Source organism: Actinomadura rubrisoli (assembly GCF_004349215.1).
GTDB classification, from domain to species: Bacteria; Actinomycetota; Actinomycetes; order Streptosporangiales; family Streptosporangiaceae; genus Spirillospora; species Spirillospora rubrisoli.
In genome coordinates this window covers 1-20,916 of the sequence record NZ_SMKU01000091.1, presented here as the reverse complement: position 1 = coordinate 20,916, position 20,916 = coordinate 1, and the positions used below count along the sequence as shown (strand labels likewise).

At 73.2% G+C, this 20,916-nt stretch carries 16 protein-coding genes; 1 reads left to right on the top strand and 15 read right to left on the bottom strand.

The genetic code is table 11. The features are described from left to right. Positions 1-40: 40 nt before the first annotated feature. Positions 41-1,078 carry a M48 family metallopeptidase gene (locus tag E1298_RS18785; RefSeq protein ID WP_131894972.1) on the top strand — a complete coding sequence of 346 codons (1,038 nt, stop codon included), beginning with the start codon at positions 41-43 and terminating at the stop codon, positions 1,076-1,078. 380 nt (positions 1,079-1,458) lie between these two features. On the opposite strand, the gene E1298_RS18780 is transcribed toward E1298_RS18785, so the two are convergent. The 15 genes from E1298_RS18780 to E1298_RS48210 all read right to left on the bottom strand — a co-directional run. Further along, the gene (locus tag E1298_RS18780) at positions 1,459-2,715 is read right to left on the bottom strand and encodes a glutamate-5-semialdehyde dehydrogenase (RefSeq protein WP_131894970.1); all 1,257 of its coding nucleotides are present in this window, start codon (positions 2,713-2,715) and stop codon (positions 1,459-1,461) included. Next, positions 2,715-3,845, bottom strand: coding sequence for a glutamate 5-kinase (proB, locus tag E1298_RS18775; protein WP_131894968.1), 1,131 nt, complete (start codon positions 3,843-3,845; stop codon positions 2,715-2,717). The genes E1298_RS18780 and proB overlap by 1 nt, the downstream gene beginning before the upstream one ends. A 32-nt stretch (positions 3,846-3,877) precedes the next feature. Then, positions 3,878-5,275, bottom strand: coding sequence for a GTPase ObgE (gene obgE, locus E1298_RS18770; RefSeq protein WP_131894966.1), 1,398 nt, complete (start codon positions 5,273-5,275; stop codon positions 3,878-3,880). 97 nt (positions 5,276-5,372) lie between these two features. After that, positions 5,373-5,630: a 50S ribosomal protein L27 gene (rpmA, locus tag E1298_RS18765; RefSeq protein WP_131894964.1), complete on the bottom strand. Its 258-nt coding sequence runs from the start codon at positions 5,628-5,630 to the stop codon at positions 5,373-5,375. 12 nt (positions 5,631-5,642) lie between these two features. Further along, positions 5,643-5,957 carry a 50S ribosomal protein L21 gene (gene rplU / locus E1298_RS18760; protein ID WP_131894962.1) on the bottom strand — a complete coding sequence of 105 codons (315 nt, stop codon included), beginning with the start codon at positions 5,955-5,957 and terminating at the stop codon, positions 5,643-5,645. Positions 5,958-6,242: 285 nt separating this feature from the next. Further along, positions 6,243-9,521, bottom strand: coding sequence for an Rne/Rng family ribonuclease (locus E1298_RS18755; protein ID WP_131894960.1), 3,279 nt, complete (start codon positions 9,519-9,521; stop codon positions 6,243-6,245). A gap of 202 nt (positions 9,522-9,723) precedes the next feature. Further along, positions 9,724-10,605, bottom strand: a complete 882-nt coding sequence (locus E1298_RS18750; RefSeq protein WP_131894958.1) for a TIGR03936 family radical SAM-associated protein — start codon at positions 10,603-10,605, stop codon at positions 9,724-9,726. Positions 10,606-10,792: 187 nt separating this feature from the next. Beyond that, complete coding sequence (locus E1298_RS18745; RefSeq protein ID WP_131894956.1) at positions 10,793-12,715, bottom strand: TIGR03960 family B12-binding radical SAM protein; 1,923 nt, start codon at positions 12,713-12,715, stop codon at positions 10,793-10,795. Positions 12,716-12,817: 102 nt separating this feature from the next. Then, positions 12,818-13,999: a rod shape-determining protein RodA gene (rodA, locus tag E1298_RS18740; protein ID WP_131894954.1), complete on the bottom strand. Its 1,182-nt coding sequence runs from the start codon at positions 13,997-13,999 to the stop codon at positions 12,818-12,820. Then, positions 13,999-16,071 carry a penicillin-binding protein 2 gene (mrdA, locus tag E1298_RS18735; RefSeq protein WP_131894952.1) on the bottom strand — a complete coding sequence of 691 codons (2,073 nt, stop codon included), beginning with the start codon at positions 16,069-16,071 and terminating at the stop codon, positions 13,999-14,001. The genes rodA and mrdA overlap by 1 nt, the downstream gene beginning before the upstream one ends. Continuing rightward, on the bottom strand, positions 16,068-16,667 hold the full coding sequence (mreD, locus tag E1298_RS18730) for a rod shape-determining protein MreD (protein ID WP_131894950.1): 600 nt from the start codon (positions 16,665-16,667) through the stop codon (positions 16,068-16,070). The genes mrdA and mreD overlap by 4 nt, the downstream gene beginning before the upstream one ends. Before the next feature lies 1 nt (position 16,668). After that, positions 16,669-17,685: a rod shape-determining protein MreC gene (mreC, locus tag E1298_RS18725; protein ID WP_131894948.1), complete on the bottom strand. Its 1,017-nt coding sequence runs from the start codon at positions 17,683-17,685 to the stop codon at positions 16,669-16,671. 37 nt (positions 17,686-17,722) lie between these two features. Beyond that, positions 17,723-18,757, bottom strand: a complete 1,035-nt coding sequence (locus E1298_RS18720; protein ID WP_131894946.1) for a rod shape-determining protein — start codon at positions 18,755-18,757, stop codon at positions 17,723-17,725. Between the two features lie 218 nt (positions 18,758-18,975). Further along, a complete protein-coding gene (gene ndk, locus E1298_RS18715; RefSeq protein ID WP_131894944.1) occupies positions 18,976-19,386 on the bottom strand; it encodes a nucleoside-diphosphate kinase in 411 nt (136 codons plus the stop codon). A 62-nt stretch (positions 19,387-19,448) separates the two neighbouring features. Next, positions 19,449-20,916 (bottom strand): hypothetical protein (locus E1298_RS48210; RefSeq protein WP_165975539.1); only part of this gene is annotated, 1,468 nt, incomplete at its 5' end.

The window sequence follows — 20,916 nt, the reverse complement described above, 5'->3', positions numbered from 1 at the left end:
CGCCTGGAAGGCGGGCCCTGCACGCTTCAGGAGATCTGACATGACGGAGAACACACCGGATCGAGCACGTACGCGCTTTCCCGGGATCAGCTCCCGGGCCTACGAACACCCGGCCGACCGCTCGGCGCTGGTCGCGCTGCGCTCGCTGTCCGGGTTCGACGTCGTCCTGCGCAAGCTGTCGGGCCTGATCAACGAGCGGGCCCTCAGGCTGATGTTCCTCGGCGGGACGGTGCGGGTGGGCGAGGACCAGTTCCGCAACCTGCACGACATGGTCAGGGACGCCTGCTACATCCTGGACCTGCCCGAGGTGCCGGACGTGTTCGTCAAGCAGGACCCGACGCCCAACGCGATGGCGCTGGGCTCCGACCACCCGTTCATCGTGATCAACACCGGGCTGATCGACCTGCTGGACGACGAGGAGCTGCGGTTCGTCGTCGGGCACGAGGTCGGGCACATCCTGTCCGGGCACGCGGTGTACCAGACGATGATGCAGATCCTGCTGCAGCTCGGGTCCCGGCTGGCGTGGCTGCCGCTGGGCAACATCGGCATCGCGGCGATCATCATCGGGCTGCGGGAGTGGTTCCGGAAGGCGGAGCTGTCGGCCGACCGGGCGGGGCTGCTCGCCGGGCAGGACCTGGACGCGGCCAAGCGGACGGAGATGAAGCTCGCGGGCGGCACGCGGCTGACGGAGATGAGCAGCGAGGCGTTCTTGCAGCAGGCCCGCGAGTACGACGCGGCCGGCGATGTGCGGGACGGGCTGCTGAAGTTCCTCAACCTGCTGCCGCAGTCGCACCCGTTCGCGGTGATCCGGTTCGCGGAGATCGACCGGTGGGCGCGGGAGGGCGAGTACGAGCGGATCCTGGCGGGCGACTACCCGCGCCGCGACGACGACGACAACGCCTCGGTCAGCGAGGAGATCCGGAACGCGGCCAAGTCGTACCGGGAGTCGTGGGAGCGGACGGCCGACCCGTTCGTCGGCAAGGTCCGCGACATGGCCGACGCCGCCGCGGGCGCCGCGGGCGGCCTGTTCGACCGCTTCACCCGCCGCGACAACGGCCCCACCGACCGCTCGAACTGAGCATGCGGGACCAGGACCGCCGCGACACGGACGCGGCGGTCCTCCTCGTCTCTAGAACGGCGCGGGGAGCAGGAGGAAGGCGAGTATCCCGCGCCGGTGTGCTGTTCGACCGCTTCACGCGCCGAAACAACGGCCCCGCCGACAGATCGAACCAACACGACCAACCTGGGCCACCGCGACCCGAACGCCGCGGCCCTGCACGTCAGAGCCCGGGTCTGGTCCAAGGTGGCCTCAGCTGTCGCGCGAGCGCGTTACCTGACCGGCGAGGCGAAGCCGAAGGCGAGCCTCGCCGGGAAGATCGCGAAGCGATTCCGCGCTCGCCCAAGCACGGTCAAGGTGCGAGCCGCCAGGCGAGTGCCTTGGGCCGGGATTGAATTAACTCAGCCGCGCACGTGGCCCTCGCCGGTGACCACGTACTTGGTGGACGTCAGCTCCGGGAGGCCCATCGGGCCGCGGGCGTGGAGCTTCTGCGTGGAGATGCCGATCTCGGCGCCGAAGCCGAACTCCTCGCCGTCGGTGAAGCGGGTGGAGGCGTTCACCATGACGGCCGCCGAGTCGACCAGCGCCACGAACCGTTTCGCGGCGGGCTGCGAGGCGGTGACGATCGCCTCGGTGTGGCCCGACCCGTAGCGGCGGATGTGCGCGACGGCGTCGTCCAGCGAGTCGACGACGCGTCCGGCGATGTCGAGCGAGAGGTATTCGGCGTGCCAGTCGTCCTCGGTCGCCTCCACCACGTCGTCGCCGTAGGCGCGCATCCGGTCGTCGCCGTGCACCGTGACGCCCGCCTCGCGCAACGCCTCAAGCGCGCGCGGGACGAACGCGTCCGCGATGTCGGCGTGCACCAGGAACGTCTCGGCCGCGTTGCAGACCGACGGGCGCTGCGTCTTGGCGTTCACCAGGATGTCGAGGGCCATGTCCACGTCGGCGGCGGAGTCCACGTACACCGCGCAGTTCCCGACGCCGGTCTCGATCACCGGGACGGTCGACTCCTCCACCACCGAGCTGATCAGCGAGGCGCCGCCGCGCGGGATCAGCACGTCCACCAGGCCGCGCGCCCGCATCAGGTGCTTCACCGACTCGCGCGAGGTGCCCGGGACGAGTTGCACCGCGTCCGCCGGGACGCCGGTGCCCTCAAGTGCGCCCTGCATGACCCGCACCAGCACCGTGTTGGAGTCGTGCGCCGAGGACGACCCGCGCAGCATCGCCACGTTCCCGCTCTTGAGGCACAGCGCGGCGGCGTCGACCGTCACGTTCGGGCGGCCCTCGTAGATGATCCCGACCACGCCGAGCGGCACCCGCACCTGCCGCAGCTCCAGCCCGTTCGGCAGGACGGTGCCGCGCACGCCCTCCCCCACCGGGTCGGGCAGCACGGCGACCTTCCGGACGGCGTCCGCGATCGCGGCGATCCGCTCGTCCGACAGGCTCAGCCGGTCGATCATGTACTCGGACGTGCCGTTCGCGCGGGCGCGCGCGACGTCCGCCCCGTTCGCCTTGACGATCTCGGGGGCGGCGGCGACCAGCGCGTCCGCGATGGCGTGCAGCGCCGCGTCCTTGGCCGCCCGAGGGAGGGGGGCCAGCCCGGCCGCGGCCTCCCGGGCGCGGCGCGCCACCCGTAGGAATTCCTCGCGCTCGCTCATCACAGGTTCCCCTCTCCCCGCCGGTCGGTCAGCACGACCAGGTCGTCACGGTGGATTATCTCGCGTTCGTACTCGGGCCCCAGCTCTCGGGCCAGCCAGCGGGTGGAGCGGCCCATCAGCTCCGGGATCTCGCTCGCGTCGTAGTTCACCAGGCCGCGCGCCACGACGCGGCCGTCCCCGTCGCACAGGTCGACGGGGTCGCCCGCCGCGAAGTCGCCGTCGACGCCGGTGACACCGGCGGGGAGCAGGGACTTGCGGTGCCCGACGACCGCGTCGACGGCGCCCGCGTCCAGCGTGACACGGCCCTGGCCGGTGGTGGCGTGCGCGAGCCACAGGTGCCGGGTGGACGGGCGCCGCCCGTCGGCGGGATGGAACAGGGTGCCGACCGCGTCCCCGGCGAGCGCGTGCGCGGCGGACGCCGCGTTCGTCAGCACGACCGGGATGCCCGCGATGCGGGCCGCCTCCACCTTGGTCACCATGCCGCCGGTGCCGACCCGTCCCGACGCGCCCAGCTCGATGCCCGCCAGGTCGGACGGGCCGCGGACGTCGTCGATGCGGCGGGCGCCGGGCCGGCGCGGGTCCCCGGTGTAGAGGGCGTCCACGTCCGAGAGCAGGACCAGCGCGTCGGCGCGGGTCAGGTGCGCGACGAGCGCGGCGAGCCGGTCGTTGTCGCCGAACCGGATCTCGTCGGTGGCGACGGTGTCGTTCTCGTTCACGATCGGCAGGACGCCGAGGGCGAGGAGCTGCGCGAGCGTGCGCTGCGCGTTGCGGTGGTGGGAGCGGCGCATCATGTCGTCGGCGGTGAGCAGCACCTGCCCGACCGTCGCGCCGTGGCGGGCGAAGGAGGTGGTGTAGCGGGCGAACAGCAGGCCCTGGCCGACGCTCGCCGCCGCCTGCTGGGTGGCGAGGTCGGGCGGGCGGCGGGTGAGGCCGAGCGGGCCGAGGCCCGCGGCGATCGCGCCGGACGACACGAAGACGATCTCGGTGCCGGCCGCGCGCCGGGCCGCGAGGACGTCCACCAGCGCGTCGATGCGGCCGGCGTGGATGGTCCCCTCCGGCGTCGTGAGGGAGGACGAGCCGGCCTTCACCACGATCCGGCGGGCCTTCTCGATCGCCTCGCGCTCGCTCATGGGCGCTCCACTCCTCGGGGGTCAGGGGCGGGTCAGCGGAACCCGTCCAGCCGGCGGTCGGTGCCGCGGGGGCCGGCGACGCTCTCGCCGGCCGCGACCTCGGGCTCCCAGTCGAACACGACCGAGTCGTCGGCCGTGCCGATCAGGACCGTGGCGCCCGCCTCCGCACCCGCCTTGGCGAGCGCCTCCTCCACGCCGAGCCGCGCCAGCCGGTCGGCGAGGTAGCCGACGGCCTCCTCGTTGGCGAAGTCGGTCTGACGCAGCCACCGGACGGGCTTCAGTCCGGTGATCAGGTAGGTGTTGTCGCCCATCGCGCGGACCTCGAAGTCGGTGTCACCGCCGACAGGCTCCGGCCGGATCACGATGCGGGTGGGCTCGGCCGCGGGAAGCGACTCGCGATACTCGGTCACCATCGCGGCCATCGCGAACGACAGCTCGCGCAGCCCCTCGTGCGACGCGGCCGACACCTCGAACACCCGCAGCCCGCGCGCCTCGAACTCGGGCCGGACCATCTCGGCGAGGTCGGCGGCGTCCGGCACGTCCACCTTGTTGAGGACGACGATGCGCGGCCGGTCCGACAGCGGCCGGTCGCCGAGGACACGGTCGTAGGCGCGCAGCTCGCGCTCGATCACCTCGAAGTCGCTGACCGGGTCGCGGCCGGGCTCCATCGTCGCGCAGTCCAGGACGTGCGCGAGGGTGGAGGACCGCTCGATGTGGCGCAGGAACTCAAGGCCGAGGCCCTTGCCCTCGCTGGCGCCCTCGATCAGCCCCGGGACGTCGGCGACGGTGAACGTCACGTCGCCCGCGCTCACCACGCCGAGGTTCGGGACCAGCGTCGTGAACGGGTAGTCGGCGATCTTCGGCTTGGCGGCCGACAGCGCCGCGATCAGCGACGACTTGCCGGCGCTGGGGAACCCGACGAGCGCCACGTCCGCGACGCTCTTCAGCTCCAGCACCACGTCGCGCTCGTCGCCCGGCTCGCCGAGCAGCGCGAAACCGGGGGCCTTGCGCTTGGCCGTGGCGAGCGCCGCGTTCCCGAGCCCGCCCCGGCCGCCCTGCGCGACCACGTAGCGGGTGCCCTCGCCGACCAGATCGGCCAGCACCGCGTCGCCCATCTTCACCACGGTCCCGTCCGGGACGGGCAGGATCACGTCGCCGCCGTCGGCGCCGGTGCGGTGGCTGCCCTGGCCGGGCCGTCCGTTGCCCGCCTTGCGGTGCGGCCGCCGGTGGTACTCCAGCAGGCTCGCGGTGTTCGAGTCGACCACCAGGACCACGTCGCCGCCGCGCCCGCCGTTCGCGCCGTCCGGCCCGCCGAGCGGCTTGAACTTCTCCCGGTGGATCGAGGCGCAGCCGTTGCCGCCGTTGCCGGCGGCGACGTGCAGCACCACCCGGTCGACGAACTGCGCGCCCGTTCCTGCTCCAGCGGCCACGGTGACTCTCCTCAATGGCCCGTGCGGACCTGATGGAACGAGCGAAGGGGCGGACCGTTGAACGGTCCGCCCCTTCGCTGGAATGTCTCTAGGCGGACTACTCCGCCGGCGGGACGATGCTCACCGCGTTGCGGCCGCGGTAGCGGCGGAACTGGACCGCGCCCGCGACCAGCGCGAACAGCGTGTCGTCGCCGCCGCGGCCGACGCCGGGACCGGGGTGGAAGTGGGTGCCGCGCTGGCGGACGATGATCTCGCCGGCGTTGACGACCTGGCCGCCGAACCGCTTCACGCCGAGGCGCTGGGCGTTGGAGTCGCGACCGTTACGGCTGGACGACGCGCCCTTCTTGTGTGCCATCTGCCCGCTCCCTTACTTCCCGGCCTGGATACCGGTGATCTTGACCTCGGTGTAGGGCTGACGGTGACCCATCCGCCGCTTGTACCCGGTCTTGTTCCGGTAGTGCATGATGTTGATCTTCGGGCCCTTGACCGCGCCCAGGATCTCGGCGGTCACCTCGTAGCGGGCGAGCTCGGCCGAGGCGCTGACGACGTCGTCGCCGTCCACGACCAGCAGGGCCGGGAACGTGACGGTCGAGCCGACCTCGCCGTTCAGCTTGTCGACGGTGAGCACGTCGTCGACGGCCACCTTCTCCTGCCTGCCGCCTGCGCGGACAATCGCGTACACCGCGGAAACCCTTCGTCTGCGCGCGCTTCCGGAGTGAACCGGTCCCGCGCGTGGCTTACCAGCCCCCGGATGAGGGCCTACCCCCGGCACGGGGCCGAGGGCGGCACACCAGAGCGATCTCTGGCGCTCTCTGCGTCGCCTCGCCGGACCGGCGAGGTGTGCACCGAACGATCCCTGGTGGGGGGTCGCGGTGCGGGTACGTGCGACGCGCACAGCGCGCCGAAGTCCAAGTGTACTGGACGCCCTGACCGGAACGCGAACGCGTCCGGCCAGGGCCCAGGGTGGTCAGTCGGAGTCGCCGGCGTCGGCGGCCTTGACGGCGGCGCGGGTACGGCGCGTGCGGCGGCGCCGTCCGTTGGCGGCGTCCTCGGCGTCGTCGGCGCCGGGCGCCGGAGCCGAACCGTTGGCCTCGGCCCCCACACCGCGCGCGGCGCCGTTCGCCCCGGCGGCACCGGCCTCGGCGCCACCCGTCTCAGAGCCGCCCGCCTCAGCGCCGACCGCCTCAGCGCCGTTCGCCTCGGAGCCGCTCACGTCGACCGGCTCGGCGGAGTCCAGGGTGCCCGGCGCGGTCTCGGCGACCTCGGCCGCGGCCTCGGCGGCCTCCACGGCGGCCTGCGCCGGGGACTCCCCGGCGTCGCCGTCCACCTCGGGCGGCGGGCCGGCGGGACGCTTGGCGGGGCGGGACTTCTTCGGCCGCGCGCGCGCCGGAGCGGGCTCGGGGGCCTCCGCCTCGGCCGGTTCGTCCCCCGCACCGGCGATCTCCTGCGGCCTGGCGTCGCGGAGGGCCAGCTTCTCCTCGACGGCCTTCTCCACCTCGCCCTTGCGCTTGCGGCGGCGGCTCCCGGCCTCCTTGCCGGACGCCTTGTCGAGCTTCGGCTCGACGGGCGACAGGTGGACGTGGATGCCGCGGCCGTTGCAGGACTCGCAGGTCTCCGAGAACGCCTCCACCAGGCCCTGGCCGACGCGCTTGCGGGTCATCTGGACCAGGCCCAGCGAGGTGACCTCGGCGACCTGGTGCTTGGTACGGTCCCGCGACAGGCACTCGACGAGCCGGCGCAGCACCAGGTCGCGGTTGCTCTCCAGCACCATGTCGATGAAGTCGATCACGACGATGCCGCCGATGTCGCGCAGCCGCAGCTGGCGGACGATCTCCTCGGCCGCCTCCAGGTTGTTGCGGGTGACGGTCTCCTCCAGGTTGCCGCCCTGCCCGGTGAACTTCCCGGTGTTGACGTCGATGACCGTCATGGCCTCGGTGCGGTCGATCACCAGGGAGCCGCCGCTCGGCAGCCAGACCTTGCGGTCCAGCGCCTTGGCGATCTGCTCGTCGATGCGGAACGCGCTGAGGACGTCCTGGTCGCCGGTCCAGCGCTCGACGCGGTCGGCGAGGTGCGGGGCGACGTACTCGACGTACTCGGAGACGGTGTCCCAGGCGCCCTCGCCGGCGACGACCAGCTTGCCGAAGTCCTCGTTGAAGATGTCGCGGACGACCCGGATGGTCAGGTCGGGCTCGCCGTACAGCAGCGACGGCGCCGAGGCGGTCTTGACCTTCTTCTGGATGCTGTCCCACTGGGCGGCCAGCCGCGACACATCGCGCGACAGCTCCTCCTCGGTGGCGCCCTCGGCGGCGGTGCGGACGATCACGCCCGCGTGCTCCGGCATGACCTTCTTCAGGATCGACTTCAGGCGGCTGCGCTCCTTGTCGGGGAGCTTGCGGCTGATGCCCGTCATCGAGCCGTCCGGCACGTACACGAGGTAGCGGCCGGGCAGCGAGACCTGGCTGGTCAGCCGGGCGCCCTTGTGGCCGAGCGGGTCCTTGGTGACCTGGACGAGCACCGACTGGCCCGACTTCAGCGCCGACTCGATGCGGCGCGGCTGGCCCTCCAGGCCGGCGACGTCCCAGTTGACCTCGCCCGCGTACAGGACGGCGTTGCGGCCCTTGCCGATGTCGACGAACGCCGCCTCCATCGAGGGCAGCACGTTCTGGACCTTGCCGAGGTAGACGTTGCCCACGTACGACTGGTGGGTGGCGCGGTTGACGTAGTGCTCGACGAGCACGCCGTCCTCCAGGACGGCGATCTGGGTGCGCTCGCCCTCCTGCCGGACGACCATGACCCGGTCGACCGCCTCGCGGCGCGCCAGGAACTCGGCCTCGGTGATCACCGGCGGGCGGCGGCGGCCCTGCTCGCGGCCCTCGCGGCGGCGCTGCTTCTTGGCCTCCAGCCGGGTCGAGCCCCGGACGGACTGGACCTCGTCCTCGACCGTGCGGGAGTCGCGCACGTGCACGACGGTGTTGGGCGGGTCGTCCACGATGGGCGCCTCGCCGTCGGCCCCGGTCCGGCGCCGGCGGCGGCGGCGCCGGCGGCTCGATCCGCCCTGGCCGTCGCCCTCGTCATCGTCGTCGCCGTCGTGGGCGGCCTCCTCGGCCTGCTCGGCCTTGGCCTCCTTGGCGGCCTTGTCCCTGGCGGCCTTGGACCTCGGGGACTTCGCGGCCTTGCCGCCCTTGGCGGGCTGCTCCTCCTTGGCGTCCTTGGAGTCCTTGGGGTCCTTGGGGTCCTTGGCCTCCTTCGCGTCCTTGGCGGCCCGGACCTCCTCGGCCTCGTCGGACTCGTCGCCGGCGTCGTCCTCCTTGCCGCTGCGGCCGCGTCCGCGACCGCCCCGGCGGCGGCGACGGCGCGAGGGCCGGTCGTCGCCCTCGTCCTCGTCGTCGCGGGCGGACGTGTCCTGGTCGGCCTCGTCCTCGTCCTCGGCCTCGTCGGCGGTGTCGGCGGCCGGCTCGGCGGCGCCCTTCGGCTCGTCCTTGGGACGGGCGGGGCTCTCGGCGCTCGGCTGCGGCGGCTGGAACACCACCATCGGCGGCTGGAAGGTCACGCCGGGGATCCCGACGCCGCTCGCGGGCTCGGTCTCCGACACCTGGCCGGAGCCCGGCTCCGCGCCGGCGACCGGGACGGCGGGCACCCCGGGCACCGTCGGCACGACCGAGGGGACGGTCGGGGCGGCGGGCACGTCCGGCTCGTCCGGGGTGACCGGCGCGGCGGACGCGGCGGAGCGCCTGCGGGTCCGGGTGCGGGTCACGGGGGCGGCGGGCGCCTCGTCCGCGCGCTCGGCGGCCGGGGCGGCGGCCCCGGCGGGCGCGTCCGCGTCGCGGCCCGCCCCGGCGGCGGCCTCGGTGCCCGCCGCGGCGGTCTCGGTGCCGGTCTCCGGGGACGTCTCGGCGCCGGTCAGCGGGACCGGCTCGGCGGTCTCGGCGGCCTTCGCGCTCTTGGCGCGGGTGCGGGTCCGCGTGGTCTTCTTCTTCGCCGGGGCGGCCTCCTCCGCGGGCGGCGCCGCCTCCTCGGCGGACGGCCCGGCCGGAGCCGAGGCGGGCTCGGTCGTCTCCGCGGCGGTCGCCTGCGCGGCGGTCGCCCGCGTGGCGGGCGCGGTCGTCTCGTCGACGTCCGGCGGCGGTCCCGCCGGACGGCTCGCCCGGCGGCGCGGGCGCGACGTCACGGCCGCGCCGGTCTCGTTGTCGCCGGTCTCGTCATGGGTGCCTTCGGCCGCGGCCGAGTCGGCTTCGTTCTCAAGCATGCGGGCAATCTCCCGTCAGGCTCCCGGGCGCGACCTCCTGCATCCGCCAGGGGGCGGATCGGTGCGGTGCGCCGCACGAGAGCTCTCCGTCAGTCGTCGGCGTCGTCACCGCCGGACGGTCGTCCGGCCATGACGACGAAGTCGTCGGGGGTGCGCCCGCCGTCCCCTGCGGGACCGGTTCCGTGCTTCCACGGCTTCGGTCTCACGGACGGGCGCTGACGGCATCCACGCTCGCGGCGTCCCAGGACCGCGGCCGCACAGGGCCGCTGGCCGCCTCGGCTTCTTCGCCGGACGGCAGGCCGGTCTCCCGGTCGGGATCCAGGGGATCCGCGAGGCCACCGGTGGCCGCGTCGAGGGGCCCCTGCGCCAGCCTGGTCACCAACGGAGGTGACGGCGGCGCTAGGTCGGCCACCTGGCGCAGTCCGGTGAGGATGTCGTCGGGTCGTACGGCGGGTGTGGAATGCCGAACAACCATTCGAAGTATGGCACAAGGGGCATCCGCCGCCTCCGAGGCGCGCCGGTCCGGCTCGTGGGCAAGAGCCTCAAGAGCACAGACCGCGGCACGCACGTCGAACCGGCGCCGTCCCTTTTTCGTGAGGCGTTCCACCTCGATGTCGCCGGCGGCCAAGAAGGCGGCCACGGCAGCGGCGGCGGTGTCCAGTGACACCCCGTCCAGCCGGATCCGCCACTCGGACGCCTGCAGCCGATCGGCGAACGCGCCCGGCTTGACCGGCGCGTCCCCGGCGCGTCCCGCCCGTACCGGCACGACATCCACGATGTCGAGCCCGGCGGGCAGTGCCGCGTCGAGATCGGCCCGCACCCGCGCAGGGTCGCGGGACTCGGTGAGCCCGATCTCAAGGTACTCGGCCTCACTGGCCACCCCTGTCGCCGCCGCACCCGCGTACGAGATCTTCGGGTGGGGGGTGAATCCGGCGCTGAACGCGACAGGGATCCCGGCGCGCCGCACGGCGCGTTCCACGGCCCGGGAAATGTCGCGGTGGCTCGTGAACCGCAGCCTGCCGCGCTTGGCATAGCGAACGCGCAGACGCTGGATCACGGGGGCCGGCGCAGGACCCTCCGGCATGGGTGCCAGGGTTCTCGTCCTTCCTACTCGTGTCGAGTCAGAAACGTCTCCCTATAGAGTACGGTGCCCCCGGCGCCGTTTCGCCCGGCCCCGGGCCCGGAAGGGTACGGCCCTTGCAGCTCAGGGGGTTCGCGAGGCCGCATCGGGCCGCGGCAGAACCCCGTTCGGACCTGGAGGGACCCCCCGGTCACACCACCGAGAGCGGGAGCAGCCGCTTGCCGGTCGGGCCGATCTGGATCTCGGTGCCCATCGTCGGGCAGACGCCGCAGTCGTAGCAGGGCGTCCAGCGGCAGTCGTCGACCTCGGTCCCGTCGACGGCGTCCTGCCAGTCCTGCCAGAGCCACTCGCGGTCGAGCCCGGCGTCCAGGTGGTCCCAGGGCAGCACCTCGACCTCGTCGCGCTCCCGGACGGTGTACCAGTCGAGGTCGACCGGCTCGTCGGCCAGGGCCTTGGCGGCGCAGGCCGTCCAGCGCTCGTAGGAGAAGTGCTCGCTCCACCCGTCGAACCGGCCGCCCTCTTCCCAGACCGCCCGGATGACCTTGCCGACCCGACGGTCGCCGCGCGACAGCAGGCCCTCCACGATCGACGGCTGCCCGTCGTGGTAGCGCAGGCCGATGGCGCGGCCGTACTCCCGGTCGCCGCGCAGGGCGTCCTTGAGGGCCCGCAGGCGCCGGTCCACGGTCTCGTGGTCGCACTGGGCGGCCCACTGGAACGGGGTGTGCGGCTTCGGCACGAACCCGCCGATGGACACCGTGCAGCGGATGTCCCTGCGGCCGGTGGCCTCCCGGCCCGCCCGGATGACCCGCTTGGCCATGTCGGCGATCGCGAGGACGTCCTCGTCCTCCTCGGTGGGCAGCCCGCACATGAAGTACAGCTTGACCTGCCGCCAGCCGTTCTCGTAGGCGGTGGTCACGGTGCGGATCAGATCGTCCTCGGTGACCATCTTGTTGATCACCTTGCGCATCCGCTCGGAGCCGCCCTCGGGCGCGAACGTCAGCCCGGAGCGGCGCCCGCCGCGCGAGAACTCGTTGGCGAGGGTGATGTTGAAGGCGTCCACCCGCGTGGACGGCAGCGACAGCGAGGTGTTGGTGCCCTCGTACCGGTCGGCGAGCCCCTTGGCGACCTCGCCGATCTCGCTGTGGTCGGCGCTGGACAGGCTGAGCAGCCCGACCTCCTGGAACCCCGACTCCGCCAGCCCCTGGTCGACCATCGCGCCGATCGTGGTGATCGACCGCTCCCGCACCGGACGGGTGATCATCCCGGCCTGGCAGAACCGGCAGCCGCGCGTGCAGCCGCGGAAGATCTCCACGCTGAACCGCTCGTGGACGGTCTCGGCCAGCGGGACCAGCGGCTTCTTCGGGTAGGGCCACTGGTCGAGGTCCATCACGGTGTGCTTCTCGACCCGCCACGGCACGCCCGGACGGGCCGGCGCGACCCGCTGGATCCGCCCGTCCGGCAGGTAGGACACGTCGTAGAACCGCGGCACGTACACGCCCCCGGACGCCGCGAGCCGCATCAGCAGCCCGTCCCGTCCGCCGGGGCTCCCCTCGGCCTTCCACTCGCGGACGACCTCGGTGATCGCCAGCGCGACCTCCTCGCCGTCGCCGAGGACGGCGGCGTCGAGGAAGTCGGCGATCGGCTCGGGGTTGAACGCGGCGTGCCCGCCCGCCAGCACGATCGGGTGGTCATCGGTGCGGTCGGCGGCCTCCAGCGGGATCCCCGCGAGGTCCAGCGCCGTCAGCAGGTTGGTGTAGCCCAGCTCGGTGGAGAACGACACCCCGAAGACGTCGAACGCGGCGACCGGACGGTGCGCGTCGACGGTGAACTGCGGGATCCCGTTCTCCCGCATGACGGCCTCCATGTCGGGCCAGACCGAGTAGGTCCGCTCCGCAAGGACGCCGTCGCGCTCATTCAAGATCTCGTAAAGGATCTGGACGCCCTGGTTCGGCAGCCCGACCTCGTAGGCGTCCGGGTACATCAGCGCCCAGCGGACCTCGGCCTCGTCCCAGTCCTTGACCTGGGAGTTCAGCTCCCCGCCGACGTACTGGATCGGCTTTTGCACGCGCGGGAGCAGCGGCTCCAGTCGCGGGAAGATCGACTGGACGGGCATGGCGATGTCCTCCGTGCTGTGACCTCGGGATGAACGACCAGCCTACCGCCGGTGAGCCGGTAGCCGTCGGGTTCCGCGCTCCGCTAGCGCTCCGGGCGGCGCTCAGTCGAAGGGACGTCGGCGTACGTGCACCGCTTGCAGCAGGCCGAAGGCGATCATGTTGGCGAACGTGGCGGAGCCGCCGTAGGACACGAACGGGAGCGGCAGGCCCGTGATCGGCATGATGCCGAGCGTCATGCCGACGTTCTCGAAGGTCTGGAAGGCCAGCCAGCACACCACGCCGGTCGCGACGAGCGTCCCGAACAGGTCGGCGGCCTGGGTGGCGATGCGCAGCCCGCGCCACAGCACCACGCCGAGCAGCAGGATGATCACCGCGGCGCCGACGAAGCCGAGCTCCTCCCCCGCGACGGTGAAGATGAAGTCGGTCTGCTGCTCGGGGACGAAGTGCCCGCCGGTCTGCTCGCCGTTGAACAGGCCCTTGCCGGACACGCCGCCGGACGCGATGGCGATCAGGGCCTGCCGGGCGTTGTAGCCGGCGCCGCGCGGGTCGGCCGACGGGTCCATGAACGCGGTGAAGCGCGCGAGCTGGTAGGGCTTGAGGAGCCCGAAGAACCACACCGCGAACCCGGCGGCCGCGCCGCCGCCGAGCAGGCCGGCGAGCCAGCGCTTGCGGGCCCCGGAGATCGCCAGCATGCCGAGCACCACGGCGGCGAACACCAGCGTGGTGCCGAGGTCGGGCTGCATCATGATCAGCGCGGCGGGGACGCCGGCCAGCGCGAGGGCGAGCAGCACGTCCCGGCGGCCCGGGCCGATCTCGCCGTCCCGCGGCTCGCCAAGGATCATCGCGAGCAGCACGACGAGGCCGACCTTGGCGAACTCCGACGGCTGCACCTGGAACCCGCCGCCGATCACGATCCACGAGTGCGAACCGTTGATCGTGGAGCCGAGCGGGGTGAGGACCGCGACGAGGCCCACGCAGGCCAGCCCGTACAGGATCGGGACGTAGGCGCGCAGCAGCCGGTAGTCCAGGACGGTCACGAGGCCGCCGAGCGCGAACCCGATGAACAGGTTGAGGACGTGCCGCTTGAGGAAGCTCTCGGGGTCCTTGCCCTGCTCGGTCATGAGCTGGAACGTGGCCGAGCGCACCAGCAGCGCGCCGACCAGCGACAGCGCCAGGACGACCAGGAGCAGCGTCCAGTCGATGCGGCGCAGCTCGGCGACGCGGCTCTGCCACAGGCCCTGGTCGCGGTACCCGCCGACCGATCCGACCTTGGAGCTGTTCATCACGGCACGGCTCCGTCACCGGGCGGCTTGGGCAGCTCGGACGGGAGCCGGCCGTCCTTGAGCAGGGGCTTTTTGTCCTTGGTCCCGTACATGGCCTCCCAGATCGCGCGGACCGCCGGGGCCGCCGTGGAGGCGCCCGTGCCGCCCTGCGAGATCATGGCGACCACCGCGTAGCGCGGCTTCTTCACCGGCCCGAACGAGGCGAACCAAGAGGTGTCGTCCTTGCCGAAGACCTCTGCGGTGCCGGTCTTGCCGCCCACGTCGACCCGCTTGAAGTCGAAGCCGGAGAACGCGCCGGCGGCCGTGCCCTTCTTGGTCACGTCGGCGAGGCCGCTGCGGATGTACTTCAGGACCTTGGCGTCGACCGGCAGCTTCTTGGCGGGCGGGTCGTCGATCCGGCGGACGAGCGAGCCGTCTCCCCGCATCACCGCCAGGCCGAGCCGCGGCGTGACCAGCTTGCCGCCGTTCGCCATCGCCGCGTACGCGCGGATGAGCTGCAGCGGCGTCACGAGCACGTCGCCCTGCCCGACGGAGAAGTTGGCCGCGTCGCCGGCGCGCCACACATAGCCCTCGGTGCAGTTCTCCGCGGCCATCGCCTTGAGGTAGGCGGCGCGGACGGGGTCGGTGCGGGCGACGCCCGGATAGCCCTCCTTCGCGCCCTTGCAGTCGGCCTTCTTCGTGGCGTTCCAGTAGCCCTTCTTCCAGCCCCGGTCAGGGATCCGGCCGGGTGTCTCGCTGGGAAGGTCGATGCCGGTGCGCGCCCCGAACCCGTAGTGGCGGGCCATGCCCACCATCGGGTCGGACGGGCTCTTGCGCGGCTTGGTGCCGCCGTCGCGCAGCCACTCCTCGTAGGCGAACTTGTAGAAGATCGTGTCGCAGGAGACGACGAGCGCCCGGTGCAGGTTCATGGCGCCGTGGCCCTGGCCCTCGAAGTTGGTGAACGCGCGGCTGCCGACGTTGTACGAGCCCGGGCACGGGTAGATGCCGTTCAGGCTGTAGCCGTCCTTCACCGCCGCCGACACCGAGGAGATCTTGAAGGTGGAGCCGGGCGCGAACTGCCCCTGGGTGACCCGGGAGATCAGCGGCTCGCCCTTCTTCTTGCCGAGCAGCCCGTCGTACTCGTCCTGGGAGATGCCGCCCGTCCAGATGCTGGGGTCGTAGGTGGGGTAGCTGGCCATCGCGACCATCCGCCCGGTCTGCACGTCCATGACGACCGCGGCGCCGGCGTCGGCCTTGCGGCCCGCCTTGCGCGCGCCGTCGATCGCGGCCTGGAGCGCCTTCTCCGCCGCGCCCTGCACCCCGGCGTCGATGCTGGTGACGAGGTTGCCGCCGGTCACCGGGGCCTTCTCCTCGGCGGTGCCGGTGACGCGGCCCTGGCTGTCGACCAGCACCTTGCGGAAGCCCGGCACGCCGCGCAGCTCCGCGTCGTACATGGCCTCCAGGCCGTCCCGGCCGATCAGGTCGACGCCGCTGTAGCCGGTGACCTTCAGCCCCTTGCGCTTGTCGAGCTCGTCCTGCGTGATGGGCTGGAGGTAGCCGAGCACCTGCGCGGCGCCCGCGCCCTCCGGCCTGGGGTAGTCGCGGACGGCCTGGACCTGCGCGGTGACGCCGGGGAAGTCCTCCTGCCGCTCCATGATCTGCAACGCGCGCTTGGGGTCGACGCGGTCGTCGACGGGGATCGGCTGGTACGGGGAGCCGGGCCAGCAGGGCCGCTTGATGCCGGGCCCGCACAGCCGGATCCGCTTGGCGATCTCGTCCGGGCTGGTGCCGAGGACGCCCGCGAGGCGCTTGACGACGCCGGTGCCCTTGTCCTTCTGCCGCGACAGGGACGTGCGGTCGACCGAGACGACGAGGGCGCTGCGGTTGCGCACGAGGGCGCGGCCCTGGTCGTCCAGGATCATGCCGCGGATGGCGGGGACGACGATGTCGCGGGTGCGGTTCTGGGCGGCGATCTCCTGGTAGTGGGTGCCCTCCAGCACCTGGAGGGACCACATGCGACCGACCAGGACGAGCAGCAGCGCCCCGACGAGCACGTACAGCACGACGAGCCGGAAGTGGGTCCTTGCGTTCACAGGTTCCCGCCCCGTCCCGACATCGCGCGGTAGCGGGCGGCGGGCACCGAGAAGCGGTCTCCCCGGGACCGTTCGCCGCGCTCGTACCGGCGGGTGACGCGCAGCACCGCCCACACCATGAACGGGCTCGCGATCACGTCGTACACGACCTGGAGCGGGACCATCCGCGCCACGGTGGACCACTCGGCGCGGGGGTCGCCGAGGATCATGCCGGTCACCGCGTACAGAACGGTGCCGGCGAGCGCCCCGGCCGCGACGGCGAAGAACGGCACGACCGACTGCCGGTCCATCTCGGCGGACGCGATGCCGCACAGGTACCCGATGAGGCAGTAGACGAGCGCGTACCGGCCGAGGGTGTGGTCGGAGGGCGGGATGATGTCGGCCGCCAGGCCCGCGAGGAACCCGGTGACCATGCCCGTCATCGAGCCGCTGACCAGCGCGAGCGCGACCACGGCCAGCAGCACCAGGTCGGGTTGGACGCCGCCGGGAAGCGGCAGCCGGTTGGCCACCGACACCTGGAGGATGAGCGTCACGACGATCACGATCGCGGCCATCACGCTGCGGCCGGTCTGCGACGCCTCCGGTGCGTTCAGCACGTCAGTCCCCCGGGCTCGGTGTCTTGGTCGGGCTCTTGCGGCCGCGCGGTCTCGCCTCGGCGCCGCCGCTCGGCGACGCGCCCGGGCTCGGTGAGCCGGACGGGCCGGGCGAGGCGGACGGGCTGGGCGTCGGGGCGGGCTTCGGCGTGGGCGGCAGCACCGCGTCCCGGGGGTCGGTCCGCGGCGGGGCGACGACCACGGCGACCACGTCCAGGCTGGTGAACCGCACGAACGGGCGGACGTAGGCGGTGCGGGTCAGGCCGCCGCCGGCGCTGTCGATCCGCTCGACGACGCCGATCGGGACGCCCGGCACGTACGGCCGCTCGCCCTGCGACCCGAGCGTGACGAGCCGCTGCCCGACGCGCATCGGCGCGGCGGCGTCCAGCAGCTGGAACCGCAGCGGGGTGCCGCCGTTGCCGAGGCCGCGGCGGCCGCGGCCCTGCATGATCCCGATCTCCTTGGAGTCCTCCAGGCGGGACCCGACGGACGAGGTCTGGTCGGTGGCGAGCAGGACGGTCGCGGTCGCGGGGCCGACGCGGGTGATGCGCCCGACGAGGCCCTCGGCGCTCATCACGGTCATGTCGGCGCGGACGCCGTTGCGGCTGCCCACGTCGATCGTGACGGTGTCCTCGAAGCCCTGCCCGGCGGAGATGACCTGCGCCGCGCGGATCTTGTAGCCGCCCATGCCCGCGGTGCCGAGCAGCCGCTGGAGCTGGGCGGAGCGGTCCCGGTCGAGCCGTCCCGCGCGGAGCTGCTCGCGGAGCCGCTGGTTGTCGCGCTCCAGCCGGTCGGCGCGGCGCCGCTCGCCGGGCGCGTCGGTGATCGCGTCGAAGGTGTTGCCGACGGGCCGCACGACCGCCGCCGACACCCGTTCGACCGGGCCGAAGACCGTCGCGCCGAGACCGCGCAGGCCGCGCAGCGGGGAGTGCTCCCCGCCGCGGTAGTCGACGGTGATCATCGCGAGCGCCGCGATGAGCAGCGCGCCGAGCACCACGCGGGTGCGCCGGGTGTCCTTCACCCACCGACCTCCCGATTCCTAGTCCGCCGCCGGGAGTTCAGTGCCGCGGCTCCGGCACGAGCACCTGCCGGAGCGACTCGAAGTCCTCCACGCACTTGCCGGTGCCGAGGACGACCGAGTCGAGCGGGTTGTCCACGAGGTGGATCGGCATGCCGGTCTCCTCGCGGAGCCGCTCGTCGAGGTTCTTCAGCAGGGCCCCGCCGCCGGTGAGGGCGATCCCGCGGTCCATGATGTCGCCCGACAGCTCGGGCGGGCACTTGTCGAGGGTGGTCTTCACCGCGTCCACGACGGCGTTGACGGGCTCCTCGATCGCCCGCCGCACCTCCTCGGCGGAGATGACCACGGTCTTGGGCAGCCCGCTGACCAGGTCGCGGCCGCGGATCTCGGCGTGCGGCTCGTCCTCGCCGGCGGGATAGGCCGACCCGATCGCCATCTTGATCTCCTCGGCGGTGCGCTCCCCGAGCATCAGGGAGTACTCCTTCTTGGAGAACGAGATGACCGCCTGGTCGAGCTCGTCGCCGCCGACCCGGACCGACTGGCTGGTGACGATGCCGCCGAGGGAGATGATCGCGACCTCGGTGGTGCCGCCGCCGATGTCGACGACCATGTTCCCGGTGGGCTCGTAGACGGGCAGCCCGGCGCCGATCGCGGCGGCCATGGGCTCCTCGATGATGTAGACGCGGCGGGCGCCGGCCTGGTAGCCGGCCTCCTTCACCGCGCGCTGCTCCACCCCGGTGATCCCGCTCGGCACCGCCACCACGATCCGCGGCTTGGCGAAATGCCGGCGTTTATGCACCTTCTGAATGAAATAGCGCAGCATGCGTTCGGTGACGTCGAAGTCGGCGATGACGCCGTCCTTGAGCGGACGGACGGCCACGATGTTGCCCGGCGTGCGGCCGATCATGCGCTTCGCCTCGATGCCCACCGCGACGATCTTGCCCGTGTTGGTGTTGATCGCCACCACCGAGGGCTCGTTCAAGACGATGCCACGCCCGCGCACGTACACCAGCGTGTTGGCAGTACCTAGATCGACCGCCATGTCACGGCCAAGAAACGAAAGCTTGTTACCCATGAAGAAAGGGAGCCCTTCATGTTGCGGGCGTGTAAAGCGGCGTGTCCATCGTAACGTGCTCGCGCGTCCGCGGGCAGTCACCCCCGGTGCGCGCGTCGTCCAAAAAACAGGTCCTGACCAGGGCGGGTTTAGCCAAACAGCCGCGGGCCGGAATGATCCGGCCCGCGAGTGTCGATCGGTGCCGGGCGCCGCGCGGCGGCGTCCCGGCGGGTAGATCCTCAGCCTAGTTCGGGGAAGAAGAGCTTGATCTCGCGCGCGGCGGAGTCGGTGGAGTCCGAACCGTGGACGATGTTCTCGCCGATCTCCAGCGCGAAGTCGCCGCGGACGGTGCCGGGCGTGGCCTTCACCGGGTCGGTGGCGCCGGCCAGCGCGCGGAACGCCTCGATGGCGCGCGGGCCCTCGACGACCATCGCCACCAGCGGGCCGCCGGTGATGAAGTCGACCAGCTCGCCGAAGAACGGCTTGCTGGAGTGCTCCCCGTAGTGCGCCTCGGCGGTCTCGCGCGGCAGGGTGCGCAGTTCCAGCGCGACGAGCTTCAGGCCCTTGCGCTCGATCCGGGAGACGACCTCGCCGACGACGCCGCGGCGGACGCCGTCGGGCTTGACCAGGACAAGAGTGCGCTCGGACACGGGTGATTCTCCTCAAGGAAGGTGGGATGGGTGGGCGCACCGCGCACCACTGCGCGCGAATCCTACCGGGCGCCGGGGTCCGCGGCCGCCTCGGCCGCAGGCGACGGGCGCCTGGACCCTGCACGGACGGTCGCGGCGGCCAGCAGCAGCGCCGCCGCCCCCGCGACGACGAGCCAGACGTGGTACCCCCCAGTGAGGGCGTCCACCTGCTGGGCCCCGGTCACCGGACGCGCCCGCTGGAGGCTGGACGCCTGGAGCGAGAGCGCGAGGAGCTGCCCGGTCAGCACGGCGGGGAAGCACAGCGACAGGCCGAACAGGGCCGCCCCCGCGCCCGCGTCCCGCAGCGAGGCGGCCAGCGCGAGCCCGGCGCCGAGCCCGAGCGGGACGAGCGGCGCGAGCAGCGCCCCGCCGCCCTGCCCGCCGTCCGCGCCGGCCGCCAGGCCGAGGGGCATGGCGGCGGCCATCAGGCCGTAGCCGGTGAGGACCCCGCCCCGCCCGCCGCAGCGGACGGACGCGAGGGCCCCGGCCAGCGCGGCCAGGCCGGCGGCGGCGAACGGCAGCAGCGGGACGCCCGCCGCGTCCCCGCGCGCGTGGGCTGCGGCCGCCGCGAGCCCAGCCAGCGGCCCGGCGACCGGGTAGGTGAGCAGCCCGGTCGCGACCATGACGACCGCGCAGCCGAACGGGCTGCCCGACGTGGCGCCCCGGCCGCCGGCGAGGGCGAGGCCGACCAGCGCGGGCACCGCGAGCCCCGCCACGATGAGCCGCGCACCCGGCGACCACGCGTACGCGGCGACGACGGCGAGGAACGCGAACCCCGCCGCCGGGACGAGCGGCAGGACGAGCTGGCCGCGCTCGGTGTGCCGGAGCGCGGGCAGCGTCCACGGCCCGCGTCCCCGCAGGAGGGGGTAGAGGACCGCGGCGACGGCGGCGGCCACCGCGGGCCACGGGGAGGGGGCGAGGGCGACGCGCCAGTCCGCGACGATCGTCCCCTCGTCGGGCATCGGGACCGCGTACAGGGCGAACGGCGTCGCGACGAGCAGCGCGGCGGCGAGCAGGCCCGCCCAGACGGCGGCCAGGGTCCGGCTCTGCCGTTCCCAGACCAGGACGAGCGAGGCGGGCAGGGCGATGCCCGCGCCGACGCCCTGCGCCGCGCGGACCGTCCCGGCCAGGGGCACCGAGTCCACGAGCCGGACGGCCGCCAGCGCGCCCAGCAGGACCAGCACCCCGGCGGCGAGCACGGCGGTGGCGGGGAAGCGGCGCGCGGCCACCGCGGCCGGCGGGACGGCGAGCAGCAGCGCGGGCAGCGACAGGCCGGTGGCGCGCAGGAGCCCGGCGATCTGCCCGTCGCCCAGCGCGAGCGCCCGCGCGGCGGCGGGGAGCACGTTCGCGCTGGTGTCGGGGATGACCAGGACGATGGCGGGCAGCGCGGTGACGGCCATCAGCAGCGCGCCGAGCGCGGCGGCCGGCCGTCGCGGGGCACGGGCGGACGCTCCGGTGGTGGGCGCCGCCGGGGCGGAGACGATGGGGATG